At 43.4% G+C, this 12,650-nt stretch carries 4 protein-coding genes; 3 read left to right on the top strand and 1 reads right to left on the bottom strand.

The features are described from left to right. Positions 1-12: 12 nt before the first annotated feature. Positions 13-1,287, bottom strand: a complete 1,275-nt coding sequence (gene hemA / locus H7F15_RS00325) for a glutamyl-tRNA reductase (protein ID WP_185194960.1) — start codon at positions 1,285-1,287, stop codon at positions 13-15. A 114-nt stretch (positions 1,288-1,401) separates the two neighbouring features. Here hemA and H7F15_RS00320 point away from each other — a divergent pair, with 114 nt between their 5' ends. The 3 genes from H7F15_RS00320 (at position 1,402) to H7F15_RS00310 (ending at position 12,021) form a co-directional block, all read left to right on the top strand. Then, a complete protein-coding gene (locus H7F15_RS00320; RefSeq protein ID WP_185194959.1) occupies positions 1,402-2,583 on the top strand; it encodes an ATP-binding protein in 1,182 nt (393 codons plus the stop codon). A gap of 130 nt (positions 2,584-2,713) precedes the next feature. Further along, the gene (locus tag H7F15_RS00315; RefSeq protein ID WP_255481009.1) at positions 2,714-3,649 is read left to right on the top strand and encodes a GNAT family N-acetyltransferase; all 936 of its coding nucleotides are present in this window, start codon (positions 2,714-2,716) and stop codon (positions 3,647-3,649) included. A 599-nt stretch (positions 3,650-4,248) separates the two neighbouring features. Beyond that, positions 4,249-12,021 carry a T9SS type A sorting domain-containing protein gene (locus H7F15_RS00310; protein ID WP_185194958.1) on the top strand — a complete coding sequence of 2,591 codons (7,773 nt, stop codon included), beginning with the start codon at positions 4,249-4,251 and terminating at the stop codon, positions 12,019-12,021. Positions 12,022-12,650: the final 629 nt, after the last annotated feature.

The raw sequence follows: 12,650 nt of genomic DNA, 5'->3' as shown, positions 1-12,650 counted from the left end.
ATTTCTATAGTCTTATAGTTGAATCTCTTCAGATTGATTTTCGAGGTTGAACAGATCGTTCAGTACATCGATCAGGGTCTCGGCTTCGCCACGCTTGCAGGCTGCTTTTAACTGCAGCACCGGCAGTTTTATGATCTTCTGCATCATAGACTTGGTAATATTGTCTATGTGTTTTGCTTCTTCCGGGCCAAGCTTTTTCATGTAGCGCGCAATCTCTTCCTGGCGGATAGTTTCAAGCGCGTTCTTCAGCTTGTTTATAGTTGGCGACACCACCATCTCCTTCGACCAGTCGTTGAACTGCTCGATAGACTCAGCGATGATCGCTTTTACCTTCGGAATAGAATTGATGCGCTGCTGTAGTGCCTCAGAAGCTTTGTTCTGAATAGTATCAATGTTATAGAGCAGCACGCCCGGTATCGTTTCAACCTCAGGCTCCACGCTGCGCGGCACCGATAAGTCGATAAAGAACTTGAATGACAGGATATTGAGGCGCTGGATCATTTCCTTTGTGAAGAACGGTGTCTCACGGGCAACCGACGAGATGATCACATCAGCTTCCTTCAGGCCCTGCACGATCTCCTCGAACGGAAGTACCTGCATGTTGCACTCTTCGGCCAGGTGTTGTGCCTTGGTAAGGGTGCGGTTGGTAATTTTAACGTCGGTAAAGCTGCTGTCTTTCAGGTTGCGGCACACATCGGCACCAATTTCACCTAAACCAACCACTAAAATCTTCGGATCAGCAATATCAGCAGTCAGCTCTTCGATCAGTTCCACGGCAGCATACGAGGTAGAGGCAGCTCCATCGCGGAAAGCGGTTTCCTGTACCACGCGCTTGTTGGTGAAGAAGATCGTGTGCATCAGGCGATGCAGGAACGGGCCGGCGGTGTCGTTATCGGCACTCCACTGGTACGCCTGTTTTGCCTGGTTCGAGATCTGCATATCGCCCACCACCTGCGACTCCAGTCCCATCGACACATCAAAGAGGTGTTGCACGGCATCGTTATGCTCGTTCAGGATGGTAAAGTAATCGAAGTACTGCGATATGTTGTCGATGCCTTTTGTAATGCCGAGCAATTTTACAATTTCGCGGCTATAGTCGGTATCGGCGTTATAATAAACTTCGGTTCGGTTGCAGGTAGAAAGGACCAGAATATCAGTCGCCTGGATAAAATCCTTAAGCGTCTGGAGGAATTGCCTGCAGGAGGTCTCATCTAAGGCAATCAGTTCCCTGATATCCAGCGGTGCTTTCTTATAGGATAGGCTGATTGCTTTAAAATTCTGTAGCATAATGGCTTTAGAAATACTAAAACGCAAATTTACGGTTTGATTTAACAAAAATAAAACTTACTTGCCCTTATTATTCAATTTATACTAAATTCAGATAATTTTCGTGTTGCCTGCATGATTCCCATCTATTCTCAGAAAAACCGGATCAAGTTTATAGTTGTTATTATCGCGCTCATTATCGGGGCTGCAACTATAACCTATACCAATATTCTGGTCAGTAAGTTGTCGGAGCGGGAGCAGGAACTGGTGCAGCTTTATGCCAAGGGCCTTCGCTACATGATCAGTGCGCCATCCGACGACAACATTGTGTTCATCGAGGAGGAGATACTATCGGCTAACACTACAGTGCCCGTTATCCTGACCGACGAAAATGAGAACATCCTCGACTCTAAAAACATCGACATTCCGCAGCATATTGCAGACGACCCCGAGAAAGTGAATGAACTGTTGCAGCGCCAGATAGAGAAAATGAAGGCGCAGCACGAACCTATAGTTGTGCCCTGGGCAGAAGGATCGGTGAATTATGTTTTCTACAAGGATTCGGACCTGCTCTCGCAGTTGCGTTACTACCCGTATGTGCAGCTGATGGTAATTGCCTGCTTTGCCCTGATGGCTTATTTTGCATTCAGCTACTCGCGTAAGGCAGAGCAGAACAGGGTTTGGGTTGGCTTGGCCAAAGAAACCGCACACCAGCTGGGCACGCCGTTGTCGTCGCTGATGGCGTGGTACGAGTACATGAAGGCCAGCCCCAAATTTGAGAACGAACCTATAGTTGCCGAGCTCTGGAAAGATATCCGCAGGCTGGAAGTAATTACGGAGCGTTTCTCCAACATCGGATCTGTGCCACTGCTCCGTGACGAGAACATCCTGCAGGTTACCCAGAATGCCATCAACTATCTGCAGAACCGCATTTCGAGCAAGGTAGACATGCAGGTGGTTACAACTTTTTCGCCGGAAATAACGGCTAAGGTAAACGTACCGCTTTTCGACTGGGTGATAGAGAACATTTGCAAGAATGCGGTGGATGCGATGGAAGGTCGTGGAAGTATAACGCTGCAACTCCTTTTGCTGGGCAAAAGCAACATTGCCATCGATATAACCGATACAGGCAAGGGCATCCCGAAAAGTAAAATGGATTCTGTGTTTCTGCCGGGCTATACTACCAAAAAACGTGGCTGGGGCTTAGGACTCGCGCTGGCCAAGCGCATTATTGACAATTATCACCAGGGCAGGCTTTATGTCCGGTCATCGGAGGTAGGCAAGGGAACCACGTTCCGGATCGTGCTGAATCGTTGAGTGTCAAATTGTTGATTGTTGTGTTGTTATGCAGGGGGTGGATGCTTATATTAATTCCATTATCCCCATTAACATGCAGTTCAGTCAGAAATCATAATAAATCAGTAAAATCCCCTTAATCATCGGTCTGTTGGAAGTTGTAAAGTATAGCGCGAATTATAAAGATGCCTGGGATGCTTTTGTAAGCACTTCCAAAAACGGCACCTTTCTGCTGTACCGCGACTACATGGAGTATCATGCTGAAAGGTTTGAAGACCACTCGTTACTGTTTTATAAAAATGGGAAACTGGTAGCGCTGCTGCCGGCCAATGTGGTGGGCCTGGAGGTGCAGTCGCATGGCGGGTTGAGCTACGGCGGTATAGTTAGCGGAGCAACTATGAAAGCACAGCTGATGCTGGACGTGTTTGATGCGATGATGCAGTATTACAAGGAGCTTGGTTTTGAGACGATAAACTATAAAGCCATTCCGCACATTTACCACCAGCAACCCGCCGACGAAGACTTATATGCCCTTTTCAGGAATAAAGCCGTCTTCTACCGCCGCGACCTGAACACTGTCATTTCACTGCAGAATCGGTTGCCATACAATACACTTCGCAAACGAAGGTTAAAGCAAGCCAGGCAACAGGGAATAACACTCGGTCAGAGCCATAACTACAAAGCTTTCCAAACTATAGTTCGTCAGGTTCTTGCCGAAAAGTATAGCACCACGCCAGCGCACACCGCTGCAGAAATGCAACTGCTTGCTTCCCGCTTCTCCGGTAACATCAAACTATATACTGCTGAAAAAGAAGGCAACATGCTGGCCGGCATCCTGATCTACGAAACAGCTACTGTGGCGCACTGCCAGTATATAGCTGCTACTCCTGAGGGACAAAGTATTGGCGCGCTGGGTTTGCTTACAGACCATCTGATCTCAGCCGTATTTACTCATAAACTATACTTTAGTTTTGGGGTTTCTACGGAGCAACAGGGCCAATTCTTAAATCAGAGCCTTGTGCAGTATAAAGAAAGCTACGGTGCCCGCGCCCTCACCCACGATTTTTATAGCCTACCTGTAAAGTAAGTAAGATTCTATAAATCAAGTGCCAAAGCTGAGCTAAATCCCGCCAACAGGTCAGATTTATTATCTATAAGTTTTTGAGTAAAAGATTTGCCTGCTGTTGTGCTATTTTTAAAAATAGCTAAGAAAAGTTCAATATATTATATTGCTAATATTCTGATTCGCTTATACGGTATCTTTAAGCTAATTGTTTCGGTATTTAATAAAGTTTTTTGTTGCACTTTACCATGCGTGTGTGTTCCTGTTTGATATACGGCAGGGTGGGTATTGTATATAGTTGAGATCGAATAATGCTCACTGCGTGGACTATTGTTTAAGTGTTAATCCTTCTATAACTTCTATAAATATAAGACGATGGGTGTTGTTATAGTATATTTAATACTTGAAAAAATGCTCGTTATGTTGAAATATGGCCTGTTTTGATATGAACAGCTAAGTATGCAAAACAGGAAAAATTACAGGCTTTTGGAAGTGAAAACTATGAAAAATTCTATTCCGCTCCTAACATTCACGCCAAAGCCTGGCCTCATACGCTCTAAAAGTTTATGAGCGGTTACCATTACATAAAACACCATACATATTAGTATACTTTATTTCACCCTATGAGAACCTTTACATTCATTAACAGCTTGCTGTCAGCTAAGCGTTTTTCGGCTGCTGTATGCGTTGTACTTCTGTTTGTAGCTTTTAACAGCTTTGCAGAAAAAAAATCATGGACAGGCGCCACAAGTACCGACTGGAATACAGGGAGTAATTGGGCTCCTATGGGTATACCAGGACCTGCTGATGATGTGGTTATAGGTGACAGGTTTATAAATGCCAACAGGTATCCGATTATAAACGATTGGAATGATTATACTATTAATTCCTTAACAATAGGTGAAAGCTTTGATGCTGAGTTTAAGATGGCACCAAGGTCTATGACAATAACGGGGGATGTAAGAATTGGTGCTAATGGTGTTCTTTGGAACCAGGGAGCTACAGGCTACTATCATGGAAGTTTTACTGTTGCAGTTGGGGGCTTATATAGAGAAAGTGCCTACTCAGAAAATAATGGTAGAGGAAGCGGAAGCAAGATCTGGCCTGAATCAGAGTTCTTAGGTAAAGATAAAATAATAGACATTGCCCCTAATGGAGGTGGTTTTGGTAGCCTGACAATTTCTAATGCCATCACACTATCAAAAACCCTGAATATCATTCAGGTAAATGCTTATAAAACAAATAATCCCAATCAAATTGTTACTACCAACCGACCAGAGTTAACAATAAGTACATCTGGTATTCTTGACCCACAATCGAATCAGGTTAGAATTACAACAAGTGCTGATAGCAGACTAACTCCGGTATTCACGGTAGCAGAGGGAGGTACTCTATTAGTAAAAGCAGCTACATTTAGGGGGAATTACACTAATCATACTGCGACAGTCGATATGTTTCCTACTGTGTTAAGCGCACTTGGTGTAATAAACTATTCCGGAACTATAGATCAGGATATACTTTCAGGAGCGCAATATAGCTATGGCGTGCTCAGGATTAGCGGTACTGGCACAAAGACCTTGTTAGCAGACTCGTACGTGATGTCGAACTTATTTGTGGATGCTGCTACATTGGATATTAAAACCTTTACCTTAAACAGAACGGCCTTAGGTGGAACAATGAACGTCGCCAACTTAGCAAAGCTCATGTTGAGCGCTTCAAACTTTCCTTCAAATTATCAAACAGTAGACTTAGGGCCTTTAAGCACAGTAGAATACTATGGTGGTGCACAGAACGTGGCCGAGGTAGCCAAAGGTTACGGTAACTTACATTTAATAGGTACCGGTGTAAAGACAATGCCTGTACCATCTACAGGTACTACGCTGGTAATAGCAGGTAATTTAAAAGGAGCAGGATCTGCTTCTTTCACTGCTTTAAGCAACATAAATATTGCCGGAGATGTGCACCTGAGTGGAACAGCATCTTTTAGAGGTGGCAGCTTTACGCATACAATAGGTGGGAACTGGATTAATGATGCAGATTTTACAGGAAATACGAGTACAGTCATATTAACTGGTACCGGCAAAAAAATAGAAAGAACATCAACTGTTGCGCTAAGTACAACACTCAAAAATGAATTCAACAACCTGCAGGTTGCAGGTTTAGGGACCACAATAACAATACCTACCGGACAAAACTTAACTATAAATGGTAATCTGGTTACCACAGGCGCAGGTACACTAACACAAGCAACTAACGGATTGTTAATGGCTGGGGGCACAAACACAACCCCAGCAACTATAAGCGGTTCCGGAATTACGCTGAATAACCTTACAATTGCTGGTTACACAAGTACGGTTGCATCATTTCTGGTTAACGGCAATTTTACCACCAGTTCCGGGGGATCATTTGTTGCCACAGCCGGTACAGTGACGATGGGCACTTTAAACCCATCAGTTAAGTATGCAATTTCTCATGCTGGTGCCGGGGTCACGCAGTTCTTTAATTTAAACATCGCCCGTGCTACTACAAACGCGGTCGTTGAAACAGGCACAAATCTTTTTATCAGGTCTAACCTGAGTGGTAATAACCTGGAGGCTACTGCAGGAACCGTCACTTTTAATGGAAACTCAACCTTTGGTGGTATTCATAAATTGAATAATGTAACTATAACAGACGGAACTACACTTACTATGGCGCCAGCCTCTAAGATGAGTGTGAAAGGCGCATTTACCGGACTCACCGGAAATTTTATTGCAACAGCTCCAAACACAGTAGTTTATAACGGAGACGGACAAACTGTAAATAACTTTACTTACTATCATTTAGAATTGTCGAAAGCTGGTGTGTCAGCGACGAAAACAGCGGCCGGAAATATTGCCACACTCGGTACACTAACTATAGATAGTGGAGTATCTCTTACTGCAGGAAGCTATATACATACGCTTTATGGAGATTGGGTACACAACGGAATATATTCAGGCGCAAACAGCAGTCTCATATTTGCTGGAACTTCTGATGCAAAAATCTCTGGCCCGACTACGGCTGCAGCTATAGTTGTTGCTACCCTTACTTTAGACAAAACGGTTGCCAGTGTAGTTACTACAGAAGTTAATATAACGACTAACACGCTCAACTTAACTAAAGGCTCTATATCGACTATAAAATCAGGTGTGGATCCGTTTGGCGCTTCAGCCATCAAAGTTAAAGTGCTACAAGACCGGATAGGTAACGGCTGGGTAATTGGAACGATAACACGGGAACTGACTGAGGGATTTCAGCAGCAGGAAATCGTAGATAACCGGGCTGATGAAAGAATAACGGTTACTGCAACGGATGGCTATAGCTTTAATGGCCCGCTTGTTAAAATAATCTTCCCGAATATTGATGCTCAAACATCAAACATTACTAGCAAAATAACAAGCATCTCGGTTACTTCAGTACCACAGATTGTGCAGGGAGTAACCAGCGGGGTGCCAATAAATAGACTGTATAAAGTTAAAGTGGAAAATGGTGCTTATAAGAAGGCTATTTTCCAGATACAGTACGAAGAGTCAGAACTTAATGGTAACACAGAGCGCGAGGACGAAGAAGGCCTGAAGCTAGCAAATTCTACTTCAGAGAATAGTTCTACGAGTTGGGATTCTGGCCTAAAGCACGACTGGAATATTGATGAGAATAGAGTAGCGAGAAAAAATATTACTGACCTGAACCGCTTCTGGACCTTAACAGACCAATCTAACTTGTATGTATGGAATGGTAGTGTGAGTGATGCATGGGAAGTTCCGGCTAACTGGTCAGCATATGATGCAAAGGGTGATTTAATTGTTAGTAAACCTGCTCCTGGAACATCTGATATAGTTGAATTAGGCTCTGTTGCGCCAGTTAATAACCGTCAGCCCGTTATCCGGTCAGAAGCGAAAGTGAAAGGTCTGCAGTTCAAACCTAATGCAGGCATGACGCTATCTATAGATTCAACTGCAACTGCTGTTCCAGCCTATAGCTTACTTGTAAGAGGTAACTTAGCAGCTATTGGAGCAGGTACAGCCAAGCATGAAATCAGAACAGCAAACCGAGACCTGACTATAAATGGTAGCTTAATTCTGGAGAGTGATAATCAGGTAGTGCACCTGAAAAAATCAGCAGGTAATATTGTGGCTAAGGGCTCGATAAACCAGGATAAGGCGAACATATACATTGGCAGTGGTAACCTGTACGTGGGTGGAGACTATAATAAGGCTGCACTGGGAACAGGTAAGTTTACTACTGCTATGGGTACTGTAATTTATAATGGCGGCGCAGCGCAAACCGTTGCAAATGTGCCCTATTACAATCTTACAATAGAGAAAGCCAGTGGTGCAGCACAATACAGTACTACAGGCAGCAGAACTATAGCTGGTAATTTAAATGTATTCAATGGTACGTTAGTATTACAAGCAGCTTTAGACGCGCCTGGTACTGTAACGATTAACGGGAATGTGGTAATCGGGAATTCTGGAACAAATACTACTGGATTGCTTAACGCCACAAATTCTAATATTAATTTAAAAGGCAACTGGTATAGAACTATTGGTAGCTTTGTGCCTGGCACAGGCACTGTTATATTTGAAGGTACGGTAGTTCAAACTATAACAGCATCTTCATTCAACAATCTTGTCTTTAAGAATACTTCAGCAACCGGTGCTTCAGTAGCAGGTAATCTCGCTGTGAATGGTAATGTGACTTTGGAGCGGGGGATCCTAAACCTGGAATCTTTTACCATGAACAGAAGTACCGTTGGTGGTGTCTTAACTATTGCAGCAGGAGCTAGTCTGGATCTGAAGGGCGCTGATAACTTCCCTGCCAACTTTACCACTAGTACAATAGATCGTAGTAGTACAGTGCTTTATTCAGGCTCTACTGTTGAGCAAAATGTTAGGGCGCTGAACTATGGTAAATTAGTTTTTTCTAACGGCGGCAGCAATGGTTTTGCTAAGAAGTTAGAAGGAACAACTGGTGCAACCGGAGAACTTATAATTAACAGTTCAGCCATATTTAATGCAAACGGAAAGACCTTAACAATTAGCGATAACTTCATCAACTACGGAACAACCCAGCAAGGAGGTGCAAGTACACTTATCTTGGCTTCTTCTGATGGCACCGAAAAGGTCCTGAAAGGTACAGCGGGCACTAATTCAGCACCTACAAATCAATTGAATTTTTATAACCTGATTGTTCAGGACGGAGCGAAATACAAGTTAGAAACTTTAGAAGGTACTGCAAACCCAACACTTAATCCGGTGATGGTAATTGCTGGTAAAGTAGATATTAAGGGTGCTTTAGATGCTGCTAAAGGATTAGTACAAGTAGTTGGGGATTTTATAAATACCGGAATTTTAAAGGCGAGCGGTCAAGCAATTTTTGCTGGGACTGGACCACAAACAATTCAGTTGTTAGCACCAATTATACCTGGGGCAGCCGGACCTCCGACTGTAATATTCGCTGGCACTGTTTCTCCCGTATTAAACTCTACTGCCGCACCATTGTTCGGAAACGTAGTAATCAGCAATACGGGTGGTGTAACCACAAGCGTTAACTGGACAGTCGGAGGAGTGCTAACTGTAACTTCTGGAGCTAAGTTTCATGGAGGAAGTTATACACATACCATATACACAGGTATATCAAATGAAGGGACGATCACAAGCTCCGGCCTGATTGATTTTAGCCCTATAAATCAGGGAATAGTTGATTTGTTACCTACAAAGCCATATTATCCTTTGAAGTTCGGTACTAGCGGTGATGCATTCCAAAGCTCAGGCACTTTGAGAATAGGTGGAACAGAGCCAGTTGCCTTATTGGGAGCGGTGCCGACCACTCTAAATAACTTAACTATAGCGAACACAAGTGCTTTTGGTGTAAAAGGAGAGGCACTACATAAAACCTTGATGCCACTATTAGGTGGTGCCTGGAACATTACCGGTAATTTAACAATTGGTGCAGGAGTTACCTTTAAGGGTGGTTCAAACCTCGTTTATAATCCAGTAAATGGAGATTCGCTGAAAATCAACTATTACATAGGTGGTAATCTGGTAAATAATGGAACTTTGGCCGCAGGAAGGGCAACTTTTACTTTTACTGATGAAAACGCTAATATAAATGGTACAGGCATTACTAGCTTAGGTAACATTGTAACGACATCAAATTCAAAGCTTACCGTTAATAACAATGTAAACCTGTACAGTAACCTGACACATAATGGAAGCTCCTTTAATGCAAGTAGCGCAACAATATGTTTTGTAGGTGCTGGTCCATCAGACATTTCAGCGCCTACTGGAATGGCTGCAACTCCAAAGGTGCCGCTTAGCTTGTCGAATATAAGAGTATCTAAAGCCGACCAGACACTAAAGGTTGCACTGAAGGCTAATATAGATAAACTTCTTAACGTATCAGTTGAATCGGGGATATTAGATTTTGAGACAAACGAAGTAGCAGCACATCCTGATTTAGCAGAAACAATAGATGGTGTTACTACCATTACTCCAGTAAATACAACAGTTGCTGTGCTATCAGGGGCAACTATAAAAGTAGGAGGCAACAGTACATTACCTGCTGCTGATGTATTTAGTCTAGCTCCAGCCAGTACAGTAGAATATTACGGAGCAAACCAGCAGGTAAAGAGTGTGCAGTATGGTAATCTTGCCCTGATGAATACTGGCACAGCTACTTTTGAGAACAACTCAGAAGGTGCTAGCATTGCAAAAATAGCAGGAAGCTTAACTGTTAAAGGCGAATCTACTCAGGTAGTAGTAGCTCCTGAAACAGTAGAATTCAATGGTGCAGGCGATCAGACAGTAGCACCGCTTGCCTATAAAAACCTGGTGTTAAGCAATGCAGGAACAAAAACGTTTAGTGCAAAGCTTGAAGCAGTAGGTAATAGAACCTTAAGTATAGCCGGAGCTCTTACCAAAGCAGAAACTGTTATTGTTGATGCGGATGACACAGGAGTTAAGGTAGACTATAATGGGACAGGTAATCAGAATGTTTTACCAACAGCTTACTATGACCTGGCACTAAGTACCGGTGGTATAAAAACCTTCTCCGGCATAACTGGAGTTGCCAATGCTCTTACAGTAAATAATGCATCTGTTGACATGACCACAAACACAGCTACTGTTGACTTCAACGGTACGGGCGCACAGAATATACCGGGCCGGATTGCATACAGTAAGTTGCTGGTATCAGGAGGTGGAGTTAAAACGTTGCTTGATGATACTGACATAGCCGCGGAACTGAAGCTTGAGAAAGGTAACATCACTACAACAGGGAAAGTATTTACATTAGCCCCGACTGCCCGGATCATAGAAAGCGAAGGCAATTCTGTTTCTGGTAAGGTTAAAACAACCCGCACGCTGACCACTGCCACCGAAACATTTGGCGGCATGGGCTTGGAAATTACTGCGGCTGTAGCGCCAGGTGAGATTACAGTGGAACGGCACACAGGTGCTGGAGCAGCAATAACAGGTGGTACAGGTAATCAAAGCATAAACCGAAACTTTACCTTTACAGGCTCCACAACTGCAGGTAACAGCACCTACTCTCAGACAAGTACACAGCAGGTAAACAGCACAAACCTGAATGCAACAGTCGTTTTCAAATACTTCGATAGCGAACTGAATGGCTTGCAAGCCGAAGAAGCTGAGCTTCGTTTACATAATTTGGTTCAAGGGGTAAATGGGGCGCAAGATCAGTGGGTGAAACACTCGGGAGCTGCTCCTGATACCTACACGAATTCATTGACTTCCACAGGTATAAACAGCCTGACCAGAATGACTTTAGGCAGCAATGTAACGCCACTTCCTGTAGAGTTGCTGAGCTTTACTGCGGTTAAGCAGGGAACCAATGCTGTGCTGAAGTGGGCAACGGCTTCGGAGAGAAACAACAGTGGCTTTGAGGTGCAGGTTTCTACCGATGGCCTTACATTCCAGAAAATAGGCTTTGTAGAAAGCAGAGTAGGTACTTCGGCTATTAAACAGGAGTATAGCTTTACAGACAGCCGCCACGGTAAAAATGGAGTGCAATATTACCGCCTCAAACAGATCGATTTTGACGGTACTTTTAAACTATACGGACCTAAGGTAATTGACTATGGCACTGTAACTAAAATTGCACCGGCTATAGTATACCCGAATCCGTTTACCGATAACCTGCGTGTCATTATTGAGACTCCAACGGCAGGCAAGGCGCATGTTAAACTATACACTGTCTCCGGGCAGTTACTGAAGGAAGAAGTGCTGCAGGTTGAAGCTGGTAAAGATGACCATACTCTTAACCTGGGCTCAGGAACTTACGCGCCGGGGCTGTATATGCTGGTTATAGAACTGAATCAGCAGGTGCAGACCCTTAAACTGATGAAAGAATAAACGCAAATACCTGAAACTACAAGGAAAAGGCCTCCGCCAACGCGGGGGCCTTTCTGTTTTATAAAGCCTATAGTTACCGGTCTGTTATGTTATAAACTCTTCTTAAATAGCCTCTGGTATATTTCGATCATGGGAAAGAATATGTGAATAAGCCTGTTAAATTATTTGTACAAAAAATCCTAACAAATTCTTTTGTGTATTCGTAAATTACTATATATTTATAGTACGGTACAAGATGGTTTCTTTACAGAAGACATAAGTACAAATGCCCTGTGATTTAATTCAATTTCTGAATAGAATATTCGCTTCCAAATCTGACAAACAGAATTACGCTATTGAACTACTTCGCTTAGACGAATTAATTCAATCTGATGTGATTAAAATCTAACTACCGCGATAGGCAAAAGCTGAGGCGGGTACTCTTACTTTAATTTCAGTTACAGATGGATAGAAGTATACTCTTATCTAAATGGTCTCTTGTTTTCGGGTGGTTGCTGTCAGCAGCCTTTTGTATTCTTTTATGCACCACTGCCATTGCCCAAACCAATACCGCAACCTGGACAGGAAAAATAAACTCTAAGTGGGAGGAACCAGGTAACTGGAGCCCAGCAGCAGTGCCAGATGCTAAC

Origin of the sequence: Pontibacter sp. Tf4, from assembly GCF_014212495.1 — a bacterium.
In the GTDB taxonomy this organism is placed as follows: Bacteria; Bacteroidota; Bacteroidia; order Cytophagales; family Hymenobacteraceae; genus Pontibacter.
The sequence above is the reverse complement of the archived record's forward strand: the minus strand, read 5'-3'. Positions and strand labels throughout refer to the sequence as shown.